At 72.9% G+C, this 22059-nt stretch carries 18 protein-coding genes; 4 read left to right on the forward strand and 14 right to left on the reverse strand.

Going from position 1 to position 22059, the window contains the following annotated elements:
* Positions 1 to 141 precede the first annotated feature (141 nt).
* The 7 genes from CA984_RS04555 to CA984_RS04585 are packed head-to-tail and all read right to left on the reverse strand — an operon-like array spanning position 142 to position 10531.
* Positions 142 to 822 carry a DUF6875 domain-containing protein gene (locus CA984_RS04555; RefSeq protein WP_086568476.1) on the reverse strand — a complete coding sequence of 227 codons (681 nt, stop codon included), beginning with the start codon at positions 820 to 822 and terminating at the stop codon, positions 142 to 144.
* Entirely contained in the window at positions 816 to 2135 is a 1320-nt protein-coding gene (locus CA984_RS04560) for an FAD-dependent oxidoreductase (protein WP_207620729.1), read from the reverse strand. Before CA984_RS04560 ends, CA984_RS04555 begins: the two co-directional genes overlap by 7 nt.
* Positions 2132 to 3367: a methyltransferase gene (locus CA984_RS04565; protein ID WP_086568479.1), complete on the reverse strand. Its 1236-nt coding sequence runs from the start codon at positions 3365 to 3367 to the stop codon at positions 2132 to 2134. The genes CA984_RS04560 and CA984_RS04565 overlap by 4 nt, the downstream gene beginning before the upstream one ends.
* Positions 3345 to 4823: an MFS transporter gene (locus CA984_RS04570; RefSeq protein WP_242675728.1), complete on the reverse strand. Its 1479-nt coding sequence runs from the start codon at positions 4821 to 4823 to the stop codon at positions 3345 to 3347. Before CA984_RS04570 ends, CA984_RS04565 begins: the two co-directional genes overlap by 23 nt.
* A complete protein-coding gene (locus tag CA984_RS04575) occupies positions 4816 to 9123 on the reverse strand; it encodes a non-ribosomal peptide synthetase (protein WP_086568484.1) in 4308 nt (1435 codons plus the stop codon). Before CA984_RS04575 ends, CA984_RS04570 begins: the two co-directional genes overlap by 8 nt.
* The gene (locus tag CA984_RS45890; RefSeq protein WP_063767726.1) at positions 9120 to 9410 is read right to left on the reverse strand and encodes a phosphopantetheine-binding protein; all 291 of its coding nucleotides are present in this window, start codon (positions 9408 to 9410) and stop codon (positions 9120 to 9122) included. The genes CA984_RS04575 and CA984_RS45890 overlap by 4 nt, the downstream gene beginning before the upstream one ends.
* A complete protein-coding gene (locus CA984_RS04585) occupies positions 9407 to 10531 on the reverse strand; it encodes a condensation domain-containing protein (protein ID WP_086568489.1) in 1125 nt (374 codons plus the stop codon). The genes CA984_RS45890 and CA984_RS04585 overlap by 4 nt, the downstream gene beginning before the upstream one ends.
* A gap of 171 nt (positions 10532 to 10702) precedes the next feature.
* Here CA984_RS04585 and CA984_RS04590 point away from each other — a divergent pair, with 171 nt between their 5' ends.
* Positions 10703 to 12217, forward strand: coding sequence for a glycoside hydrolase family 3 protein (locus CA984_RS04590; protein ID WP_086568491.1), 1515 nt, complete (start codon positions 10703 to 10705; stop codon positions 12215 to 12217).
* Positions 12218 to 12288: 71 nt separating this feature from the next.
* On the opposite strand, the gene CA984_RS04595 is transcribed toward CA984_RS04590, so the two are convergent.
* The 3 genes from CA984_RS04595 to CA984_RS04605 all read right to left on the reverse strand — a co-directional run bounded on the left by CA984_RS04595 (position 12289) and on the right by CA984_RS04605 (position 15547).
* A complete protein-coding gene (locus tag CA984_RS04595; protein ID WP_086568493.1) occupies positions 12289 to 12990 on the reverse strand; it encodes a PIG-L deacetylase family protein in 702 nt (233 codons plus the stop codon).
* On the reverse strand, positions 12987 to 14246 hold the full coding sequence (locus CA984_RS04600) for a hypothetical protein (protein WP_086568496.1): 1260 nt from the start codon (positions 14244 to 14246) through the stop codon (positions 12987 to 12989). Before CA984_RS04600 ends, CA984_RS04595 begins: the two co-directional genes overlap by 4 nt.
* 122 nt (positions 14247 to 14368) lie before the next feature.
* On the reverse strand, positions 14369 to 15547 hold the full coding sequence (locus tag CA984_RS04605) for an ROK family transcriptional regulator (protein ID WP_086568499.1): 1179 nt from the start codon (positions 15545 to 15547) through the stop codon (positions 14369 to 14371).
* A gap of 381 nt (positions 15548 to 15928) precedes the next feature.
* On the opposite strand from CA984_RS04605, the gene CA984_RS04610 reads away from it, so the two are divergent.
* The 3 genes from CA984_RS04610 to CA984_RS04620 are packed head-to-tail and all read left to right on the forward strand — an operon-like array spanning position 15929 to position 18892.
* Positions 15929 to 17602, forward strand: coding sequence for a condensation domain-containing protein (locus CA984_RS04610; protein ID WP_086568501.1), 1674 nt, complete (start codon positions 15929 to 15931; stop codon positions 17600 to 17602).
* 38 nt (positions 17603 to 17640) lie between these two features.
* Positions 17641 to 18090, forward strand: coding sequence for an RrF2 family transcriptional regulator (locus tag CA984_RS04615; RefSeq protein ID WP_012888906.1), 450 nt, complete (start codon positions 17641 to 17643; stop codon positions 18088 to 18090).
* 10 nt (positions 18091 to 18100) lie between these two features.
* Positions 18101 to 18892, forward strand: a complete 792-nt coding sequence (locus CA984_RS04620) for an Fpg/Nei family DNA glycosylase (protein ID WP_086568503.1) — start codon at positions 18101 to 18103, stop codon at positions 18890 to 18892.
* On the opposite strand, the gene CA984_RS04625 is transcribed toward CA984_RS04620, so the two are convergent.
* The 4 genes from CA984_RS04625 to rimO all read right to left on the reverse strand — a co-directional run bounded on the left by CA984_RS04625 (position 18889) and on the right by rimO (position 21996).
* A complete protein-coding gene (locus tag CA984_RS04625) occupies positions 18889 to 19248 on the reverse strand; it encodes a helix-turn-helix domain-containing protein (RefSeq protein WP_086568506.1) in 360 nt (119 codons plus the stop codon). The genes CA984_RS04620 and CA984_RS04625 overlap by 4 nt on opposite strands.
* A gap of 207 nt (positions 19249 to 19455) precedes the next feature.
* Complete coding sequence (locus CA984_RS04630; protein ID WP_031163024.1) at positions 19456 to 19959, reverse strand: CinA family protein; 504 nt, start codon at positions 19957 to 19959, stop codon at positions 19456 to 19458.
* On the reverse strand, positions 19956 to 20561 hold the full coding sequence (gene pgsA, locus CA984_RS04635) for a CDP-diacylglycerol--glycerol-3-phosphate 3-phosphatidyltransferase (protein WP_086568509.1): 606 nt from the start codon (positions 20559 to 20561) through the stop codon (positions 19956 to 19958). Before pgsA ends, CA984_RS04630 begins: the two co-directional genes overlap by 4 nt.
* 25 nt (positions 20562 to 20586) lie before the next feature.
* The gene (gene rimO, locus CA984_RS04640) at positions 20587 to 21996 is read right to left on the reverse strand and encodes a 30S ribosomal protein S12 methylthiotransferase RimO (protein ID WP_086568561.1); all 1410 of its coding nucleotides are present in this window, start codon (positions 21994 to 21996) and stop codon (positions 20587 to 20589) included.
* Between the last annotated feature and the right edge of the window lie 63 nt (positions 21997 to 22059).

The raw sequence follows: 22059 nt of genomic DNA on the forward strand, positions 1-22059 counted from the left end.
GGCTGAACACAGTGCTCGCGGACCTCGGGGTGCAGGTCGGTCGGTGTTGAGAGAGGGCCTACTCCCCCAGGGCTCTCACCAGGCAGGGCATCACATATACCGGTGCGGGACCGCATTGGAGAGGACCGTACCGTTACGTGGTCAGGTCGCGGGCTCGGTCACCAGGCCGTAGTGCCGGGCCACCGCCTGGACCTCCTCCCTGAGCGCGGCCGGCGGACGGTGGCCGAAGCGCTCCAGGTAGGCGGCGAACTGGCCGGGGTCGTCGCGCAGGAAGGGGAAGTCGGTCGCGACCATGTGCCGGATCGCCAGCAGCGGGACCGGGCTGCCCAGCGGCCGGAACCCGGGGTTCCAGAGCCCGGCCTTGGGCGGCGGGCCGGGGTAGAACTCGCCGATCATCAGCCCCTCGGAGACGTAGCGCGACTTGAGCGCGTCCTGGGCGGCGTCGATCACCTCGGCCGCCGCCGCCTCGGGCAGGTCGGGGAAGAGCACCAGGATGGTCCGGTACTGCGCGGACACCCCGGGCGGCGACACCAGCCGGAGGAACCAGTCCCGGTAGCCGTCGAGCACCTCGGCCGCCTCGGCGCCGTCCGGTGTTCCGGGCCGGACGCCCAGATAGAAGGTGCCCCGGTCCAGCGAGGTCTGGGCGTAGGGGCAGACCGGCCCCTTCCTGCCGAGGTCGGCGTGCGGGCGGCACAGATACTCCCGCGCCCAGACGACGATCTCCTTGAGCGGCACGCCGTACCGCCTGACCAGGTCGTGGTCGCCGTCCAGGTCGGCGGTCTCGATGAGGACGCGGGAGGGGTCCGCGGGATCGGTCAGCATCGTGGTCCGCCCTTCCGGGTGCTTCGCCGTACGGCTGCCAGCGCGACGGCGCCCGTCGCCACGCCGGCCCAGCGCAGGATGGCGTCCTGCCGCCGGGCGCGGGCGAGCGCGTCCGCGTACGGGGTGGTGGTGTGCGAGATCATCGTGTAGAGCGGGACCCAGCGGCCGGGCAGGAGCCGGGCGAGCAGCAGGTCCGCCTTCTTGCGTGCGAGGTGGAACGGGGAGCGGAGCCGGTCGCGCAGTTCCACGAAGTTCTGCTTGGACAGCTCGTCGAGCACGTCGGTGTGCGGCTTGCGCAGGCGCTGGTACTCGGCGAAGGCCCTGCCCAGGTCGTCGGGGTGGGCGCCCAGGCAGCGGTCGAGGACCGTGCAGTCCTCCAGCGACGCGTTCATCCCCTGGCCGTAGAAGGGGTAGACCGCGTGGCAGGCGTCGCCGATGAGGGCGACCCTGTCCCGGTAGTGCCAGGGCGAGGTGCGGATCGACACCAGATGCCCGACGGGGTGCTCGGCGTACTCCTTGGCCAGGTGGGGCATGAGCCCGATCGCGTCGGGGAACCGCGCCCGGAAGAACTCCTCCGGGTCGGCGATCTCCTCGAACCGCTCGACCGGCAGGAAGAGCGTGCCGGTCAGGGAGTTGTCCCGGTTGGGATGGGCGACGATGAGGGCGTCCTCGCCGGGCCAGACGTGCAGCGCCTCCAGCCTGGTCCTGGCCGACCCGTCGTCGGCGGGGATGGTCAGCTCCTTGTATCCCCACTCCAGGAACTCCTGGTGGTGGTCCACCCTGAGGCCGTGCTGCATTCGGGCTCGGACCTGCGAGAACGCGCCGTCCGCGCCGATCACCGCGTCTCCCCGGACGGTGAGCGCGGCACCGGTGCCCTCCTCGGCCAGATGGACGGCCGCCGCCTCGCGGTCGAGGTCGACCAGCCGGTGCCGGAAGTGGAAGCTCACCCCGGGCTGGGCCTCGGCGTGGTCGATCAGCGTGGTGATCAGGTCGCGGCGCAGGACCGAGTGGAGGATCTCGCCCTCGTGCGCGCCGTAGGGCTGGAACGGCGCCCCGCCGCCGGGCAGGTGGATGGCCCGGCCGCGCATCGGCACGGTCAGCGGCCACAACGTGTCCATCAGGCCGATGTCGTCGAGCGCCTTGATCCCCCGGGCGGACAGGCCGAGGTTGATCGACCTGCTCTCCTCCTCGTCGAGCAGCCGGGGGTCGGGCCGGCGCTCGTAGACGTCGACCTGGAAGCCGCGCCTGGCGAGACAGCACGCCAGCAGCGTGCCCGCCGGCCCCGCTCCGACGATGAGGATCCGGCGCGTCATCGGTTCTCCTCCCGGGTCCAGGCCACCGGCAGTACGGCGCGCAGTGCGCCGCCGGCGAGGGTGTGCGCGTGCCCGCCGCCCGCCCCGGACGGGCCGGCGGTGTCCGTGTCAGGGAGCCGGACGGCGTCCGCCCCGGACGATCGGGCCCCGTCCACCTCGGGCGCGCGGGCGGTCCCCGCCCCGGACGGGCCGGCGGTGTCCGCGTCGGGGAGCCGGGCGATGAGCAGTTCACTGGGGCCGTCGAGCGCGCGCCGCTCGATCCGGCCGAATCCGGCCTCGGCCAGCCAGCCGGCGATCTCGTCGAAGGCGTAGATCCGGCCGCCCTGGGTGACGGCGAGGTTGAGGCTGAAGGCGCGGGTGAAGGCCTCGGCCGCCGGGGGCGTGCCCTCCGGCAGGTCCGCGAACGACTCCAGCACCAGCACCGTGCCCCCGGGGCGCAACGCGGCGGCGACCCTCTTGAACAGCGCGCGATTGTCCGGCCCGTCGAAACCGTGGCAGAGGTTGAACAGCAGCGCCGTGTCGTGCCCGGAGCCGAGGTCCGCCTCGGTCACGTCGCCCGGGACCGCTCTGACGCGCCCGGCCAGACCGGCCTGCTCGATCCTGGCCCGGCCGCCATCCAGGGCCTTCGGCAGGTCCACGATCGTCGCGGTGAGCCGGGGGTGGGCCTCGCAGAGGGCGATGCTGTAGCGGGCGTGGCCGCCGCCGACGTCGAGCAGCCGCCGCCCCGGGTCGGGCGCGGTCGCGGCGACGAGCGGGGCGAGCCCGGTGGCCATCCCGTCCAGCATGGTCTGGAACTCGCGCAGCGTCCGCGGCCGGCTCTCCAGCCAGCCGTAGAAGTCGGCGGCGGGCCGGCCGGTGCGGACCGACTCCTCCAGGCCGTCCCAGAGCTCGCCCAGCAGGTCCTGCCAGAAGGCCAGCGCCGGGGCGTAGCTCCACGGGCTCCGCCGGTCCAGCGAGCCCGCCGTCATCGGGCTGTTGGCGTAGACCTGACCGGGCGTCCGGTCGAGGTAGCCGAAGGAGACCAGCGCGTCCAGCAGCACGGGGAGGGTGCCCTCGGCCGTGCCCGTCCGGGCCGCCAGCTCGGTCACGAGCAGCGGCCCGTCGAGGAGCGCGTCGAAGACTCCCAGCCGTTGTGCGGCCCCGGCCGCCCGGAACGCCATCGTCCCGATCAGGTCGAGATGTGGCCCGGGTGCCTGTTCACGGAGTTGTTCAGGGTCGAGATAGAGCGGCATCGCTGTCTCCTTGCGCGACTTGGACGCCTTGCGCGACGTCGGGATGCTCGGTTCCGGCCTCCGGACTCGCGTCTCCGTCCCGCCCCGGCGGGCGGGTGGCGTCGTCGTCCGGCGGTGAGCGGGCGGGGGTGGTCTCGGCGGGGACCGGCTCCGGCGGGTGCACGTCCTCGGCGTCGGGGAGTTCGGACTCCACGTTGCGGAGGCGGGGCCAGAGGTAGGCGAGCGGGGCGAGCAGCAGCAGGCCCAGCCCCGTGAGGAGGAAGATGGCGGCCAGGCCCCGGCCCGGACCGGTGCCGATCACGCCGCCGAGGGTGTCGGCGAGGGCTCCGTCGGGGGCCATCATCGGCTCGAAGACGTGGTCGGCGAGGGGGCCGGCGGCCAGGTAGGTGAGCACGGTGGCGGCCTGGGTGACCGTGCGGACGGTGCTCAGGACACGGCCCAGCGCGGCGGGATCGGTCTTGAGCTGCAGCACGGTCATCCCGGTGCCCTGCACGAACGGGAGCGTGAACAGGAACGCGGGCGCCACCACGGCGATCAGCCACGGTGACGGGGCGACGCTGTGCAGCGCCAGCAGCACCCCGCCGAGGGCCACGAACGCCGCGACGCCGCGCACCCGGTGCCGGGGCCCGCCCCAGGCGCTCAGCACGAGCCCTCCGGCGAAGACGCCGGCGCCGCCCGCGAACATCAGCGCGCCCAGCACCGCCGCCGACCCGAACGACAGGATCAGCGGCTGGACCAGCACCCCGGACATCCCGAAGAACAGGTTGTAGGCGGCCAGCACCACGACGAGCTGGAACAGGCCGGGCCTGGCCCGCAGGTGCCGCCAGCCGAAGAGCAGGTCCCGGCGGATCGGCTCCGGCGCGGCCGGGACGCCGCCCGGCCGGGTGACCTCGGGCGGCAGCCGTACGGCGAACATGACCACCCGGGTGACCAGGAACGTCGCCAGGTCGACCACGACCACGCCGGTGATCCCGACCGTCACCAGCAGCGTCCCCGCCAGCAGGGGGGCCGCGATCTTCACCGAGTCGGCCACCTGCATGAGGCCGTTGGCCCGGCCGAGATGCCGCTGCGGCATGATCAGCGGCATCATCGAGTGGTAGGCGGCCATGTGGAAGGTGCCGAAGACCGAGCCGGCCACCGTGACCACGTAGACGTGCCAGACCTGCAGCGTGCCGGTGGCGAGCAGCACCGCGAGGACACCGGTCACGACCGCGGCCCCGGCGTCGGCCGCCATCAGCAGCCGCCTGCGGTCCCACCGGTCGGCCACCGCCCCGGCCAGCGGCGACAGCAGCACCTCGGGGAGCACCGCGCAGAGCATGATCAGCACGAACTCGGTGGCCGAGCCGTTCCTCTGGTAGACCCAGACGCCCAGCACGAAGCCGGTCAGGCTCGATCCGATGATCGACAGGAGCTGTGCCGCCCAGATCACCACGAACCTGCGGATCCCGTCATGCACGGCGACCACCCGCCAGGACTCCGGCGCTGACGTAGTGGTCCAGGTACCGGCCGAGCAGGACGCCGTCGGCGGGCGGGCAGACCAGCCCGGCCCCGGCGAGCGCCTCCTCGGTGGCCGAGCAGTCGAAGGACGGCCCGCCGGGCCCCTCGTGGTCGGCGACGAAGCCCGGGTAGAGGGCGATCGGCAGGTCGTCGCCGGCCGCCAGCCGGTCGCGGACCAGCCGCCGCCATTCGCCGCCGGGCACGAGCCGCACCGGGAAGCCGCGCTCGCGCAGTCCGTCGGCCAGCTCGGCCGAGCTCAGGACGCGCGGGTTGTAGTAGTGGAAGTCCCCGCCCGCCCGGCTCCGGGCCAGGTGTGCGATCGCCTCCGCGACGTGGTCGACCGGCGCCATGTCGAGCCGTTCCCCGTCGGGCACCGCGCCGAGGAGCGCGCAGGTCGCGAAGAGCCTGCCGAGGAAGTCGCCGGCCACGGAACGGCCGGTGCGGCTGTCGGCGGAGACCCGGGCGGGCCGGTGGATCGCGATCGGGAGGCCGGTCCGCCTGGCCGCGCCGGCCAGCCGGTCGGCCACCCACTTGCTCTGGTCGTAGCCCAGGTGCAGCAGGCCGGGATCGGGCAGCGGGTCGGCCTCCCTGACCGTGCGCTCGCCGGGGGTCAGGTGGACGCCGAGCGTCGAGACCAGGTGGACCGGGGTGGTGATCCGGCCGCGCGCCGCCAGGCGCAGGATCTCCAGGACGCCGTCCACGTTGGCCGCCCGCAGCCGCCGGTAGGGCAGGGCGAAGTTGACCAGGGCGCCGTTGTGCACGATGAGGTCGACCGAGTCGGCCAGTTCGGCGGCGCGCGGGGCGGGCAGGCCCAGCCCCGGAAGGTCCAGGTCGCCGGCCTCCGGGATGATCCGGCCGGCGAACCGGCCGTCCCAGAGGCCGTACCGCTCGAGTCCGCCGCGCAACCGCCCCTCCGGCGCGTCCCCCCTGACCAGGCAGTGGATCTCGGCGTCGGTGGTGCGCAGCAGCGCGGCGAGGAGGTAGGCGCCGAGGAAGCCGGTGGCTCCGGTGAGCAGCACCCGGCGCGGCGGYCCGTCCGGGATCGGCGCGCCGGTGAACGCGATGTCGCCGGGCAGCACCGCCTCGGCGCGCAGGTCCACGGCCTCGGCCGGCCGGCCGTCCACGACGGCGGCCAGCTCGGCCAGGTCGGCCGTGGCGAAGATCGCGGTCATCGGGACCGCGACCCCCAGCTCGGCGGCGATCCTGGAGACGATCTGCGGCGCCAGCAGCGAGTGGCCGCCCAGGTCGAAGAAGTTGTCCCCGCGCCCCGGATCCGCCTTGAGCACCTCGGCCCAGATCGCCGCGAGCGCCTGCTCGGTGCCCTCCCTCGGCGGCTCGTACGGCACGGCGTCGCCGGCCTCGTCCGGCTCCGGCAGGGCCCGGAAGTCGACCTTCCCGTGGGAGGTGAGCGGCAGGGCGGCGAGCATGACCACGGCGCCGGGGATCATGTAGCCGGGGAGCCGGTCGGCGAGGAAGGCGCGCAGCGCAGCGACGGTGAGCGGCTCGCCCACCAGGTAGGCGACCAGCCGCCGGGCACCGGCGGTGACCACGGCCTCGCGGACGCCGGGATGGGCCAGGCAGGCCGCCTCGACCTCGCCCGGCTCGATCCGGTTGCCGTGGATCTTCACCTGACGGTCGGTCCGGCCCAGGAACTCCAGGTTCCGGTCGGGGCGGAACCTGGCCAGGTCGCCCGTGGCGTACATCCTGGCTCCCGGGCGGGGCGAGAACGGGTCGGGCAGGAAGCGTTCGGCGGTCAGGCCCGGACGGCCGAGGTAGCCGTGGGCCAGGCACTCGCCGGCGACGTGCACCTCGCCGGGCACCCCGATCGGAGCCGGGTTGCCGTGCCGGTCGAGCACGTAGACGCGGGTGTGCGGCAGCGCGGTCCCGATCGGCAGGTGCGTGGCCGCGCCGAGTTCCGCCCCGTCGACGGTGCGGTAGGCGGTGGCGCAGACGGTCGCCTCGGTGGGGCCGTAGTGGTTGTAGAACGCGACCCGGCCGCCGGTCAGCCCGGCCCAGACCCTGAGGCGCTCCAGCGGGACGCTCTCGCCGCCGACCATCATCGCGGTGAGCGGGACGTCCCCGGCGCCGGCCTCCGCGTCCAGGTGCTCGACCCACTGCTGCCACAGCGCGGAGGCGGTGTCGACCATGGTGATCGCGTGCTCGGCGCACAGGCCGACGAGCGCGGGGCCGGTGAGCGAGGCGGGGTCGGGGTGCAGCACCAGCGCGGCGCCGCTGATCAGCGCGGGGAAGACGTCGCCCGCCGAGGCGTCGAAGCTGAGCGGCGGGACCATCAGGACGCGCTCCCCCGGCCCGAAACCGTGCAGGTCCCGGAAGGACCTGGCCAGGTGGGAGAGGGTGCGGTGGCCGACCACCACCCCCTTGGGGCGCCCGGTGGATCCGGAGGTGTAGATCACGTAGGCGGCCTGGTCGGGATGCCGGGCGGCCGCCTTCGGGGCCGCCGTCCTGTCCGTCGTCCAGAAGGCGAGGTCGGCGCGTGTCACGATCGGCCCGGTGAACCCGGCGAACCCGGCCTCCTCGGCGATCGCCACGGCCGCCCCGGAGTCCGCCAGCAGGTAGGCCAGCCGCTCGGCGGGCTGCGCCGGATCCAGCGGCACGTAGGCGGCGCCCGCCTTCAGGATCCCCAGCAGCGCCACGACGGCCTCGGGGCCGGCGGTCAGTCCCAGCGCGACCCGCGCGCCCCGGTCCGCGGGCTCCCCGGACGGCGCCGCCTGGGCCAGCAGGAGGCGCAGGCGTCCGGCGACGGCGGTGGAGGCCCGGTCGAGCTCGCCGTAGGTGAGCACCGTGCCGGAGGAGGCGCCGCGGCCGCCGGCCGTGCCGGGGACGACGACGGCGGGGGCGTCCGGCGTCCGGGCGGCCTGCCGGGCGATCAGGTGGTCGAGCAGGAGCGCCCCGGGATCCCAGGCGAGATCCTCGGGAGGGTCGCCGAGGACCGCGGCGAGCTCGGCCGCGGGCAGGATCTCCAGCTCCGACAGGCGGCGGCCCGGCTCCGAGACGACCGAGTGGAGCAGCGTCTCGTAGTGGACGCCCATCCGCTCCACCGTGGAGCGGTCGAACAGGTCGGTGTTGTAGGAGAACATGAGCTGGACGTGGGTGGAATAGACGATCACGTCCAGGGCGAGGTCGAACTTGGCTCCGGCCAGACCCGACAGCACCGGCTCGGTGCGGAGGCCGTCGAGGGAGAGCGCCCCGCTGTCGGGGTTGCCCAGCATGAGCATCGTCTGGAACAGCGGTGTCCTCGCCGGGTCCCGGTCGAGCCGCAGCTCGCCCACCACCCGCTCGAACGGCACCGCGGCGTGGCCGTACATGGTGAAGGCGCGCCGCCGCACCCGCTTGAGCGTCTCGCGGAAGGTCGGGTCGCCCGCCAGGTCGGCGCGCAGGGCCAGGGTGTTGATGAAGATGCCGAAGACCTGCTCGAACTCCTCGTGGTCGCGGCCCGCGACGGGAGTCCCGACGCAGAAATCCTTCTGCCCGCTGTAGCGGGAGAGCAGCACCTGGTAGGCGGCCAGCAGGGTCATGAACGGCGTGCAGCGCTCGGCCCTGGCCAGTCCGGTGACCCGCTGCCACAGCTCCAGCGGGATCCGGTGGACGACCAGGTCCCCGTTGCTGGTCTGTACGGCGGGGCGCGGCCGGTCGGTGGGCAGTTCCAGCGCCGGCACGTCGTCGAGCTCCCGGAGCAGGCCGGCGACGTCGGCGGACTGCTCGCGCTGCAGGCGGACGTGGTCGCGGTACTGCCGCTCCGGGGGTGCGAGCGGCGACGGCAGCCCGGTGGTGAAGGCCGCGTACAACGTGGCCAGCTCGGCGAACATCACCTGCTCGATCGACCACGCGTCGCCGGCGATGTGGTGCACGACCAGCAGGAGGATGTGCTCGCCGGGGCCGGTGCGCAGCAGGCTCGCCCGGAGCAGCGGCCCCTCGGCCAGGTCGAACGGCCGGTTGCTCCGCTCGGCGAGCAGTTCCGCCGGCGACTGCCCGGCGAGCGGTCCGCCGGTCAGGTCGAGCCGTTCGATCTCCACCGGGGCGGGGTCCAGGACCAGCGCGACCGGGGCGCCGCCGACCTGGGGGAAGACGGTCCGCAGTGCCTCGTGCCTGGCCACGATCTCGCTCAGTGCCCGGGCCAGCGCGTCGGAGTCGAGCGGCCCGATGAGCCGCTCGCAGACGACCATGTTGTAGGTCCCGTCCCCGGGGGTGAGCCGGTCCAGGAACCACAGACGCTCCTGGGCGTAGGAGAGCGCGCTCACGCGAGCTCTCCTCGCAGCCGCGTGACCTCCTCGGCCAGGCCGGCGATGGTGGGATTGTCGAAGAAGACGTCGAGGGAGACCTCCACGCCGAGCCTGCGCCGGGTCCTGGCGATGATCTGGGTGATGGTCAGCGAGTGCCCGCCGAGGTCGTAGAGGTCCTCCTCCAGGCCGATGTCGTCGATACGGAGGATCTCCTGCCAGATCTCGCGCACCTGTGTGATCACGGGGTCCTCCTGCTCCGGGCGTTCGAGCGCGGCGTCCGGGGCCGGAGAGAACAGGTCGGTCACTGAAGCTCCTCGTCGGGTTCGGGGTGAGGCGGTTCCGGAAGGTCGGCGATTCTCACCTGCGGCTCGGCGGCGATGACGCGCAGCAGGGCCCGCAGGTATCCCGCGACGCGGGCCACGTCGTCGTGGTCGATCGTGGTGGGGTTGAAGCGCAGGCCCAGGGTCAGGCTCAGGTCGCCGTCCACGGCCTGGACGTGCAGTGCGCGGCGGGAGGCGCCGTTGAAGACCGTCCACTCCACGCCGGCCCCGATGCCGGGGAAGCCCGGCGCGGACGCCCTTCTGCGGTAGCTGAGGAGCACCGGGCGGGAGGTCGTCCTCGGCGGCGCGTGCCGGAACCGGTACAGCTCGCGGAGCTCGGCCTGGACCGTGCGCAGGTAGGCGGGGAGGTCCTCGTCGAGCTCCGGATGCGGGACGAACGGCACCTCCGCCACGAAGTTCCCGATGTGGTGCCGTGTCTCGCCGGTGCGGGTGCCCAGGTCGAGGGCGAGGGGGGACCCGGTGGTGCCGTGGCGGCGCAGCAGCACGCCCAGCACGGCCACGAGCAGTTCGAACCTGGTCGCCCCCAGCGCCGTGGCCGCGGCGGCGACCCCGTCGAACTCCGCTCCGCCGAGCACCATCTCGACGATCTCGCCGGGGCCGGTGCCGCCGGGGTCCGCGCGCAGGCCGGGCAGGAGGAGCTCGGCGGGTGCGCGGTCGCGCTCCTTCCAGAAGGCCGCGGCGCCGTCGACCTGGGGGCGCTCGCCGTACGGCGGCGCCAGTGCGGGCAGTGCGGCGCGCGAGAAGTAGGCGTCGGCCAGATCGCGGAGCAGGACGTCCTTGGAGCCGCCGTCGAACACCCGGCCGTGCGCCGTGAAGATCAGGCGGTGCCGGTCCGGTCCCAGCGTGACCAGCGTGAACCGGGCGAGCGGGCCACGGTCCAGGTCGAACGGGCGGGCGATCTCGGCGGCGGCGACCTCCGGGTAGCGCCGGGACGACGAATCGACCCTGCTGACCCGGACCCGGCCGAGCACCGGGTGCCGTGCGGCGACGGCGGCGCACGCGCCGAGCAGCGCGGGGACGTCCAGGGGACCGTTCAGGTGGAGCACCAGCGGGATCCCCCGCAGGTCGAAAGAGGCGTGCGACATCCTGTCCGTCTCCCTCGTGGGTGACTTCTCTTCGGGCAGGCGACGGGGGCATGGGTCACCCCGGACAGACTTTTAATAGGAAAGTTTCCTGTCTATTTACGCAACCCGAATGCTACACATGTGGTACGCCTGAAACAAGCGATGAGTGGTGAACCGAATCTGGAGGCTCTGATGATCGTTCGTGGCGGCCTGAGTGGCGCGAGCCCCGAACTGGCCGGGCTTGCCGACACCGTGCTACAGCCCGGGTTCGTGGGTGTGGAGGTGCCCGACTGGCTGCGCAGACGCCTCGGCGAGGGGCTCGGAGGGGTTGCGCTCTACTCCCGAAACCTTGTAGACAGTGCGCAGGTCAGAGCGCTGACCGCCGCTCTCAGGGCGGAGAACCCCGACGTGGTGATCGCCACCGACGAGGAGGCTGGCGACGTCACCCGGCTGGAGGCGCTCACCGGCAGCTCCCGCCCGGGGAACCTCGCGCTCGGCGCGGTGGACGACCCCGAGCTGACCGAGCTGGTCGCCCGCGGGGTCGGGCGCGACATGGCCGAGGCCGGCATCACCCTGAACTACGCCCCCGTGGTGGACGTCAACTCCGATCTGGACAACCCCGTCGTCGGCACCCGCGCGTTCGGCGCCGACCCCTGGCTGGTGGCCCGGCACGCCCGCGCGTGGGTCACCGGCCTCCAGTCGTCCGGGGTGGCCGCCTGCGCCAAGCACTTCCCCGGTCACGGGGCCACCGCCGTGGACTCCCACAACGACCTGCCGACCGTGTCCTACTCCGCCGAGGAGCTCGCCGCCACGGCGCTCCCGCCGTACCGGACCGCCATCGAGGCCGGGGTGCGGGCCGTGATGACCGGCCACCTGCTCGTCCCCGCCTACGACCCCGACTTCCCCGCCACGATGAGCAGCCGCATCCTGGTCGGGCTGCTCCGCGAGGAGCTCGGCTTCGACGGCCTGATCGTGACCGACGGCGTGGAGATGCCCTCGGTCGCCGAGCGGTACGGCGTGACCGGCGCGGCCGTCCGGGCCCTGGCCGCCGGGGCCGACGCCGTCTGCGTGGGCGGCGAGCGCAAGGGGGCCGGCGTGGTCGGATTCATGCGCAACGCCATCATGGCCGCCGTGATCGACGGCACGCTCCCCGAGGAGCGCCTGGCCGAGGCCGCCTCCCGGGTGCGCCGCCTGGCCGCCTGGTCGGCCGAGCAGCGCCAGGTCGCGTGGGCGACGGATCAGGCGCCTCTCACCCCGGCCGGGCTCACGGCGGCCCGGCGTGCCGTGCGGGTCCTCGGCGCGGGGCTGCCGCTGACCTCGGCGCCGCAGGTGATCGAGTTCGTGTCCGAGACGAACATCGCCATCGACCGGGCCACCCCGTGGGGCGTCGCCACGCCGCTGTCGGCGCTGCTCCCCGGCACCACGGCGGTACGGCTCGGCCCCGAGGACGAGGTCCCGCCGGTGCCCGGCGGGCGCCCGCTGGTGATCGTGGTGCGGGACGCCCACCGGCACGCCTGGGTGTCGGCCCGGCTCGACGCGCTGCTGTCCGGGCGTCCCGACGCGGTCGTGGTGGAGATGGGGCTGCCGGGCCCCGGGACGCCCGGCGGCACGCACATCACCACCTACGGCGCGACGACCGCGTGCGGCCAGGCGGCGGCCGAACTCCTGGCCGGTCAGTCCTCCCTGACCCGCACCGGCCCGCGCTGAGCCCTGCGGAACGCCTCACGGCGGCCACCCGGGGATGGCCGCCGGACGGACCGGGCCGGCGCGGCCGGGCGTCAGTCGTCGACGGCCCACACCAGCTCGTGCTGGAGCGGGCCCGGCATGGCGAGGAACTCCCCGTAGTCGCAGGCGAGCGGTGCGATCTGTGAGGCGTACGCCAGCACGGCACGCCGCTTGGCCGTCCACTCGTCGCCCTCCAGCCGGATCCGCAGCTCGGGGCGGATCCGGTGCCGCTCCGCGAGGGCCCGGACCGGCGGCTTGCCGGCCAGGGCCTGATCGGCCGAGGCGGTCCCCCACTCACGGACGGCGGCGGCGTACGGAAGGTCGGCGTAGACCCACGGCGGCCGGGCGCCGGCCTTGCGCAGCGCGTCCAGCGCCTGGTCGCGGACCGCCTCGTGGTCGGCGTTGCCGATCCCCATCGGGATCAGCACCCGCGTCTCCGGTGTGACGTGGCCGGCGAGGAAGCCCTCCAGCTCCCGGAGCCGCAGCCCCGCCACCGGGGCGTCGGGATGCGCCAGCGCCACCTGGTCCACGCCGAGGATCTCGCACGCCCGCGCGTCCTCCGCCCGCCGTTCCCGCGCGGTCTCCTCTGCCGAGGCGAACCCGCACAGCCGGTCCCATGCCGAGATCTCCTCGCCCGGCGTCCCGCCCAGCGCCGTGACGACCACCGCCGGCCCCTCGTCGCGGGCGAGCAGCCCCGCCACCGACAGGACCGCGTCGTCGAAATGCGGCGAGACCACGATCGTCCGCCAGCTCACCCCGCCTCCCCTGACCTGGTCAGCACGAGCCCGCGGCTGCCTCGCTTGCGCAGGTAGGCGAGGCCGTCGCAGATGGACTCCAGCGTCGGCGGGGCGAGTTCGAGCCGTTCGGCCACCCGCCAGGTGGACTGCCGCCGCAGCCACGGCCAGACCCGGTCGTTGAGCTGACCGGTCTCCAGGGCGATGAGGATCCGGTCGGTCGGCAGGGCGTCGAGCAGCGCCAGGTCCTGGTCGTAGTAGAGCATCTCGATCAGCAGGTACGCCGCGGCCGGACGGTTCCGGTGGGCGGCCAGGTCCTCCAGGCTGTCCGGCGTCACCTCCACCCCGGGCCCGGACCGCTCCGCCGTGACGACTCCGGCTCCCGCCGGTCTGGCCGCACCCGGATCGGCGCCGCCTCGGGCTCCCGTCAGCCCTGCCGTACCGGGGCCGGAGCCCGGACCGGCCCCCAGCCGCTCGGCCAGCCGGGCCCGGAACCCGGCGTTGGGCTCGGTGGCCTGGAGGGTGTACCCGTTCCCGGCCAGCCGCCGGGTCAGCTCGCCCTCGCAGGCGCCCACCTCCACTATCGGCCCGTCGTCCGGCGCGCACCACCGGGCGACCCATGCCGCCGTCGCGTCGAGCCGGGCGGCCTCGTAGGCCGACCGGCCGAACTCCCATGGGTCGTCGGCCACCGCGGCGTCGTCCCCGAGGCTGGAGATCAGCGCGTACAGCCGGTTGGCCTGGGTCGCATCGGCGGCGAAGAAGCGTTCGACCACCGGGACCCGGTCGGTGGTGACGAGCCGGTCGGCCACCCGGCTGCGGAGCAGCTCCCCGGCGTGCCGGTTGATGAAATCGATCTTGATGTCGGCCTCGGTCCCGATGAGCGCGATCGCCTCACCGGGGACCGTCTGCAGGAAGGGGTTGTCCCCCACCGAGTACGTCACGGTCAGGCCGGGGACCGCGCGGGAGACGGTCCAGCCGAACCGGGCCCGGCGGATCCGGTGGTCGGCCGGCGAATGGGTCCAGACCTCGGCGGGCGGCCCGCCCAGCCAGCCGGCCACCTCCTCGGGGGCCGGCAGCGGGGCCGTGTTGCCGCCGGGCTCCACGAGGGGGGCCAGCAGCTCCAGCCGCTCCCCCGGCGGCAGCCCCGCCGGCAGGGTCACCCACGACGCCGACTGACCGACGACCACCCTGATGTCCCGGTCGGCGTGACGCCTCAGGACGGACACGAACTCGAGAGCGACGTCCTCGGCATGCAGAACGGCGATGACGACCGTCATAGAACCCCGATCTCTGATCACGGAATCATGTCTTTTCTATGACATTTCCGCGCCAGCATAGACGATCTTCGCGGCACCGCAACGGGTACGGAGCTGGAAGAATCGTCTGTCCCACCGGGCTCTCAGGGCGCGAAGATCTCCTCGCGCGCCTGCTCCAGGGCGGCGAGAACCGCACCGCGCAGCACCGGGTTCCCCTCGACCTCGCTGGCTACCACCTGCGGGCGGACCGGGCAGATCCGGGCCACCGCCTCCTCGATCCTGGAGGTCAGCGCGCCCCCGCCCGCCTGGCTCACCTCTCCTGCCAGCACCACGAGCCCGGGGTCGAGCACGACGGAGACCGATGCCACGCCCAGCGCCAACCGCTCGGCGATCTCGTCCAGCAGGGGCTCCCCGCGCTCCCCGGCCTCGACGGCCGCCGCGACGCACTCGGCGGCGCTGCCTCCCCCGAAGCCGTGGGTGGCGGCGAGCTCGGCCACCGCCTCCGCGCTGACCAGCGACTGCAGGCCGCCCGCGAGCGAGGGCAGCCGCCCGGGCACCGCCCGCACGTCCGCGGCCAGCGGCACGCCGGGCACGGGGAGGTAACCGATCTCGCCCGCGCTCCCGGACCGGCCGCGGTGCAGCCGGCCACCGAGCACGACGCCGAGGCCGATGCCCCGGCCCACCCAGAGCAGCACGAAGTCGTCGACGTCCCGCGCCGCGCCCAGGGTGCGCTCGGCGACGGCGACGAGGTTCACATCGTTTTCAATCTTGATGTCCCGACGCAGGTCACGGGCGAGCGCCTCATGGATGCCCTCGTGCCAGCCCGGCAGGTCGAAGGAGAAACGGACGTCCCCGGTCCGGGGATCGACCACACCCGGCGTGCCGATCACGACCGACCGCAGCTTGGAGAGCGCGACCTTGGCCGACCGGCATGCCTTGACGACCGCGCTGTGCACGAGGGCGACCGGGTCGTCGTGCCCGTTCGGCGCGACCGTCACCTCGGCGACGATCTCCCCGTGGATATCCGCGATGGCGGTGGTGACGAATTCCGGGCCGACATCCAGGCCCGCCACATAGGCAGAGGAGGGGATAATTCCATAAAGCGCCGCATTAGGCCCTCTCCCGCCCGCCTGCTCCCCCGCCACCTCGACCAGACCGCGCTCCTCCAGACGGGCGAGCGTCTGTGACGCCGTCACCTTGGAAAGGCCGGTGAGCTCCCCGATCTGGCCCCGCGTCAGCGGTCCCGAGTCAAGCAACAGCTCCAGGGCGGCCCGGTCGTTGATCTCCCTCAATAGCCTGGGCACGCCAGGACGTCGCTCCATACGCATGCTCTCTTGTTCGCCGTTTCCCCGTCGCTTTTACATTCAGATAAGAATAGCGGTTCTATTCATTAATAAGGCTTCCTGATAGTTTAGCCCCATGGAGGCCTCGCGGGGGGCCGCAGGGGCGCCCCTCGCCATGCCGCCCGCCTCCCGGTCCGCCCGCGCCCGCGTCGCCCGATCCGCCCGATCCGTCCCGCGCCCGCACCGTGTCCACCCCGCGCCATGTCCGCGTCGCCGGGAAACCGCTCTCCCCGGCCCCCTTTCTCCCCGCCGCCGGAAAATCGAGGCTTGCGACGCTCGCCCGTCGCGTGGAACACTCCCGAAAACGGTAAAGGTTCTTTTCAGTAAGAGCCTTCCGTGGGTGGCGAGGCAGGTCTCGACATGGACACCATCATCAGGATCGCAGCCGACTACGCGGGACGGCCGACCCGGAACGGGCCCGTCACGATGGGTCAGGCCAACATGGCGCGTTGCGTGCTCCGCGACCCGCCGCTCCACATGAACTTCCGCGTCACCAAACACCTTCCGGCGGGAACGACCTTCACCGCCGTCACCGAGGCGGTCGGACGGCTGCTCTCCCGGCACGAGAGCCTCCGGGCCACCATCCGCTCCGGCGTCCAGCATGTGCCCGGGGCCGGGGTGTTCCCCATCGAGGTGTACGGCGCCGCGACGGACGGCGCCGGGCCGGAGGCCGCCGAGCACGCCCTGGACGGGCTCGCCGAGGAGGTCGGCCTGCGGATGCAGGGCGCCCGGTTCGACGTGGAGGCCGAGCTCCCCATCCGGGTTGCCGTGATCACCGACAGGGACGTGCCGCGCCGGGCGGTCTTCGTCCTCCCCCACACCTCGGTGGACGCGATCGGCCTGGCCACCGTCATGCGTGAGTGGGAACGCCTGATCCGGGGTGACGCCGTACCCGCTCCGTGCCCCATGCAGCCGCTCGAACTGGCCGTCGCCGAGGGCACCCCGCTCGCCCGGCGGCGCACCGAGGCGGCGCTGCGGCACTGGGAGACCCAGCTCAGGCGCGTGCCGCAGTCCATGTTCGCGATCGACGAGGTGGCCGACGCCGACGCGATCCGCCCACGGCTCAGGGTCCGCTCCGCCGTGGCCGGCGAGGCGCTGGGCGCCGTCGCGAGCCGTACCGGGGCAAGCCGCTCGGTGGTGACGCTCGCCGCGCTGGGCATGCTGATCGGCCTGCGGAACACCCAGCGGACCTGCGTGATCGCCTCGCTGTCGAGCAACCGGGTCCGTCCCGAGCTGCGCGACTACGTGGGGCCGCTGGCCCAGGACGCGCTGATGGCCGCCGACCTCGACGTTCCCACCTTCGATGAGGCGGTCCGGCGCTTCCGCGGCGCCTCCCTGGCCGGATACCAGCACAGCCGCTTCGACTCCACCGCGCTCTGGGAGGTCATCGAGGGCGTCAACGCCGAGCGGGGGGTGAACTTCGCACGCGACTGCGTCTTCAACGACATGAGCGGCGTCACCGTCGCCGACCGGGAGCCCCCGCCCGCCGCCGACGTCGAGTGCGGCTGGCTGCCCGAGGCCTCGCTCCCCGCGCATCTCGCACTCTGGGCCAACCGGCTGGAGGAAGAGGTGGACCTGACGTTCTGGATCGATCCACGGGTGATGTCCCGCCAGGAGGCGGAGGGTTTCGGGACCGGGCTCGTCAGGCTGCTGATCGAGGCCGGGGACCGGGTGATCCCCACGGCGGAGATCCCGGCCGTCTCCGGGGTCGCGCCCGCCGGCCACGGACCCGGCTGGGTCCACGTCGACTCCTGCTGGGTGAGCCTCGACGCGGTCGGCCGGCTGGTCGGCGAGGCCGTCGGCGGGCGGCCGCACCGCGTGATCCACGGTGCCGACGGACGCCTGATCTGCCACGTCACCTCGGGAACCCCCGAGGAGATCCACGCCGCCTGTCTCGCCCTGCTGCCGGGCCGCACCTCCGCCATGACGCCCCACCACTACGTCGTGCACCGGCCCGCGCCCGGCGACACCTGGCTGGACAGCCCCGTGGTGACCGAGGGTGACGGACGCCGACTCAATTCTTTCCTGACCTAGCGCATAAGCAGTCAATAGCAGGCGGGATAATCGATTACATGCGTCTATCCGCTCGTGTCGACTATGCCCTGCGTGCCGCCGCCGAACTCGCCGCCGCCGGCGAGGGACCAACCACTGTGGGTGAGCTGGCCAAAGAGCAGGACATGCCGCCCAAGTATCTGGAGAACATCCTCCTGCAGATGCGCCGGGCGGGCCTGGTCCGCGGTCAGCGTGGCCCCGAGGGCGGTTACGTGCTGGCCCGGCCGGCCGCGGAGATCACCTTGGCCGACGTGATCCGCGCCGTGGACGGCCCGCTGGCCAACGTGCGGGGCGAGCGGCCCGAGCATGTCGACTACCGGGGCCCCGCCGAGTCGTTGCAGCAGGTCTGGATCGCGTTGCGGGCCAGCGAGCGGGCGATCCTGGAGGAGGTCACGCTTGACAGCGTGGCCACCGGCGCGCTTCCCGAGCGGGTCCGCCAGCTCGCCGCCGACCCCGCCGCCTGGGACTGAGCGGGCTCCCGTGCCCGAGGGCGACGTCGTCTACCGCACCGCGAGGCGGCTCGGCCAGGCACTCGACGGCCGGATCCTGACGCGTTCCGACTTCCGCGTGCCACGCCACGCCACGGCCGATCTCACCGGCCGTGCCGTGCTGGAGACCGTCTCGCGCGGCAAACACCTGCTCACCCGGGTCGACGGCGGCCTGACCGTCCACACCCATCTGCGCATGGAGGGGAGCTGGCAGATCTCACCCGCCGGCCGTCGGCCGCCCCCCGGCGACGTGGTCCGCCTGGTGCTGGCCAACGCCGAATGGCAGGCGGTGGGAGTACGGCTCGGCGTGGTCGACCTGGTGACGACCGCTGAGGAGGATCGGCTCGTCGGGCATCTCGGACCCGACCTGCTGGGACCGGACTGGGATCCGGCGGAGGCCGTACGGCGGCTGGCGGGGAACCCCGGGCTGACCATCGGAGAGGCGCTGCTCGACCAGCGCAACCTGGCGGGGATCGGCACCGTCTATCGGGCCGAGACGCTTTTCCTCGCGGGGGTCTCGCCGTGGCGGCCGGTGGGGACGATCGAGGATGTGAGGAGGATCGTTGCGCTCGCGCAGCGGTTACTGCACACCAACAGAGAGCGGGAACGGCGCGTGATGACGGGCGATGCCCGCGCGGGCCGGAGCACGTGGGTCTACGGCAGGGCAGGAAGACCTTGCCTGCGCTGCGGACGTCGGATCAGTCGCGGGGAGATGGGGGCACAGCCGCAGGAACGGCTGATCTTCTGGTGCCGTCACTGCCAGCCGGAAGAACCGACCGGCTAAGCGGCGACCATGTCGTTGACTTCGGGAAAGACGGAATCCGGGAGGGAACCGGGCACGGTCTCGGCGATCGGCAGACGCTCCCGTTCGGGAACATCGCCGGCGAGCACTGGGGCGTGCTGGAGCTCGGCCAGTGCGAACTGGTCGGAGACCTCACGGAGCACCTGTGAAAGCGGCACCCCGAGGGCGCCGCAGATTGACGCGAGCAGCTCAGAAGAGGCTTCCTTCTGACCACGTTCCACCTCGGACAGGTATCCGAGGGAGACACGGGCCAGTGTGGACACCTCACGCAAGGTGCGGCTCTGCCGCACCCGCAGCCGCCGCAACACGTCACCGAGCAGCTGACGCAGCAGGACCATCTGTCGCTCCCTCCCCGGCGCGGGCGTCTTCGCGACACTCCGCGCGATCGGTTCGTGCCGCCCGTTCTTCGAACGCGACCCTTGGTACATACTCCTCGCCGTCATCATCGCTTGACCTTTACCTCACTCACATCTCCACCGTACCTGTATCCACCGACACCGCGGCAGACCGTGGTGAGCATGTTCGCTGGGGACGTAACGCGGTAATCACCCGGAATGTTCCCCCAAGTTCGCCTCCAGCACACCTTGCAGCAGATCCACAGCCTCATTCACCGTCGATTGGCGAATTTCCTCACGTGACCCGTCAAGCCGGAGATCCCGGTGCCATACCCGCCCATCGGGCCCGCTAACGGCCAGGTGCACGGTGCCGACCGGTTTGCCGTCCTGCGGATCGGGACCGGCCACCCCGGTGGCGGCCAGACCGTAGGTGGAACCGGTGAGCCGGCGCACACCGCTCGCCATCGCCGCGGCGACCTGCGGGTGGACGGCCCCCTCGCGTTCCAGCAGCTCGGCGGGGACGCCCAGCAGGCGCTCCTTGAGCTCGGTGGCATAGGAGACGACCCCGCCCACGAAGGCCGCCGACGCACCGGCGGGGCCGGTGAGCGCGGCGCCGATCAGCCCCGCCGTCAGCGACTCCGCCACCGCCACCGTCTCGCCCTTGCGGACGAGCAGCGAGAGCACGTGGGTGGCGGCGAGCAGGCGGTGACTCATCGGGCCCGCGCCCGCTTCGCCACCTGCCGCAGTTTGACCGCGCGGATCACGTAGTCGAGCCCCGTGCCCACCGTCACGACGACAGCCGCCCCCATGACGGTCCAGCGGATCGGCTCGGGCACACCCGGCCACATGTAGGAGACGATCGCCGCGATCTGCAGGACGGTCTTCACCTTGCCGCCGTAGCTGGCCGGTATGACGCCGTGCCTGATGACCGCGAAGCGCAGGACGGTGACTGCCAGCTCCCTGCCGAGGATCACGATGGTGACCCACCAGGCCAGCTCTTCCAGGGCCGAGAGGCTGATCAGTGCGGCACCGATCAGGGCCTTGTCGGCGATCGGGTCGGCGATCTTCCCGAAGTCGGTGACGAGGCCGTAGCGGCGCGCCAGCTCCCCGTCGAGCAGATCGGTGAGCGAGGCCACCAGGAAGACCACCAGCGCGGTGACGCGCCAGCCGGAGCCCGGCAGGAAGAGACAGAACACGAAGAACGGAACCATCGCCAGCCGTATCACCGTGACGACGTTGGCGATGTTCCATGCGCTCACCTTGGGGCGCGTGGCTGCCGCGGTCGGATCAGTGCCGGTCTCTGGCGTGTTGGTCATACGCTCTCCCGGCCCGGCGGCGCGTTCACGAGGCTGCCTTGATTCGGGCGATCAGGTCGACCCCTTCGGAGTCGACCACGACGGCCCGGACGATCTGGCCGGGGACCAGGCCGATGCCCTGGACCGTCACGGAACCGTCGACCTCCGGCCCCTGGTGGGCCGCACGGCCTTCGTAGCCGCCGTCGCCGAGATCCTCCTCGATGAGGACGTCCACCTCCGTGCCGATCCGCTCCTCGGCCCGCTGGGCCATGAGCTCCTCGGCCAGCTCGGTGAGCGCGGCCACCCGGGCGTCGACGGTCTCCTGGTCCAGCTTCCCGGGGAGCGCTGCCGCCTCGGTGCCGTCCTCGTCGGAGTAGCCGAAGACGCCGATCACATCGAGCCTGGCCTCCTGGAGGAAAGCCGTCAGCTCGGCGAACTCCTCCTCGGTCTCGCCGGGGAAGCCCACGATGAAGTTGGAGCGCACGCCCGCCTCGGGGGCGATCGCCCGGACGCTCTCCAGCAGGTCGAGGAAGCGCCGGGGGTCGCCGAAGCGGCGCATCCGGCGCAGCACCGAGCCGCTGGCGTGCTGGAAGGAGAGGTCGAAGTAGGGGGCCACGCTCTCGGTCGAGGCGATCATCTCCAGCAGGCCCGGGCGGAGCTCGGCGGGCTGCAGGTAGCTGACCCGCACCCGCTCGATGCCCTCGGTCGCGGCGAGGGAGGGCAGCAGCTTCTCCAGTGCCCGCAGGTCGCCGAGGTCCTTGCCGTAGGAGGTGGAGTTCTCGCTGACCAGCACGAGCTCCTTGACGCCCTGCCCGGCCAGCCACGCGGCCTCGCTGACGAGCTCCTCGGGACTGCGTGAGACGTAGGCGCCGCGGAAGGCCGGGATGGCGCAGAAGGTGCAGCGCCGGTCGCAGCCGGAGGCCAGCTTCAGCGAGGCCACCGGCCCGTCGCCCAGGCGCTTGCGCAGCGGCCGGGGGCCGCTGGCGGGAGCCAGCCCGTCGGGCAGCTCCCCGTGGCCGGGGATGTTGGTCTTGGGGGCGGCGGCGCGCTCGACCGGCGAGATGGGCAGCAGGGTCCTGCGGTCACGGGGACTGTGCGGGACGAGCGGCTTGCCCTCCAGCACGTCGTCCAGACGCGTGCCGATCTGGGTGTAGTCGTCGAAGGAGATGACGGCCGCCGCCTCGGGCAGCGCGTCGGCGAGCTGGTCGCCGTAGCGCTCGGCCATACAGCCCGCGGCGACCACCTTGGCCCCGGAGTCGGCCGCGGCGAGCAGCGTGTCGATGGAGTCCTTTTTCGCTGAGTCGATGAAGCCGCAGGTGTTGACGACGATGACATCGGGGTCGTCGTCGCCCACCTGCCAACCGGCAGCCTCAAGACGCGCGGCGAGCTCCTCGGAGTCGACCTCGTTGCGCGCGCAGCCCAGTGTGATCAGCGATGCGGTTCGGCGGGATGACATGGTGAACACTACGGTATCGGGAGTTGGCCACTACCGATGCACCTCCCCCGTCACAAGCTCGCC

This window comes from Streptosporangium minutum, from assembly GCF_002149035.1.
Lineage (GTDB): Bacteria > Actinomycetota > Actinomycetes > Streptosporangiales > Streptosporangiaceae > Streptosporangium > Streptosporangium minutum.

Bases quoted from the DNA above. Each gene is read 5' to 3' on its own strand.
- CA984_RS04555 (WP_086568476.1), bottom strand. From the start codon at position 822: ATGCTGACCGATCCCGCGGACCCCTCCCGCGTCCTCATCGAGACCGCC.
- CA984_RS04560 (WP_207620729.1), bottom strand. From the start codon at position 2,135: ATGACGCGCCGGATCCTCATCGTCGGAGCGGGGCCGGCGGGCACGCTG.
- CA984_RS04565 (WP_086568479.1), bottom strand. From the start codon at position 3,367: ATGCCGCTCTATCTCGACCCTGAACAACTCCGTGAACAGGCACCCGGG.
- CA984_RS04585 (WP_086568489.1), bottom strand. From the start codon at position 10,531: ATGTCGCACGCCTCTTTCGACCTGCGGGGGATCCCGCTGGTGCTCCAC.
- CA984_RS04590 (WP_086568491.1), top strand. From the start codon at position 10,703: ATGATCGTTCGTGGCGGCCTGAGTGGCGCGAGCCCCGAACTGGCCGGG.
- CA984_RS04600 (WP_086568496.1), bottom strand. From the start codon at position 14,246: ATGACGGTCGTCATCGCCGTTCTGCATGCCGAGGACGTCGCTCTCGAG.
- CA984_RS04605 (WP_086568499.1), bottom strand. From the start codon at position 15,547: ATGGAGCGACGTCCTGGCGTGCCCAGGCTATTGAGGGAGATCAACGAC.
- CA984_RS04610 (WP_086568501.1), top strand. From the start codon at position 15,929: ATGGACACCATCATCAGGATCGCAGCCGACTACGCGGGACGGCCGACC.
- CA984_RS04615 (WP_012888906.1), top strand. From the start codon at position 17,641: ATGCGTCTATCCGCTCGTGTCGACTATGCCCTGCGTGCCGCCGCCGAA.
- CA984_RS04625 (WP_086568506.1), bottom strand. From the start codon at position 19,248: ATGGTCCTGCTGCGTCAGCTGCTCGGTGACGTGTTGCGGCGGCTGCGG.
- CA984_RS04630 (WP_031163024.1), bottom strand. From the start codon at position 19,959: ATGAGTCACCGCCTGCTCGCCGCCACCCACGTGCTCTCGCTGCTCGTC.
- pgsA (WP_086568509.1), bottom strand. From the start codon at position 20,561: ATGACCAACACGCCAGAGACCGGCACTGATCCGACCGCGGCAGCCACG.
- rimO (WP_086568561.1), bottom strand. From the start codon at position 21,996: ATGTCATCCCGCCGAACCGCATCGCTGATCACACTGGGCTGCGCGCGC.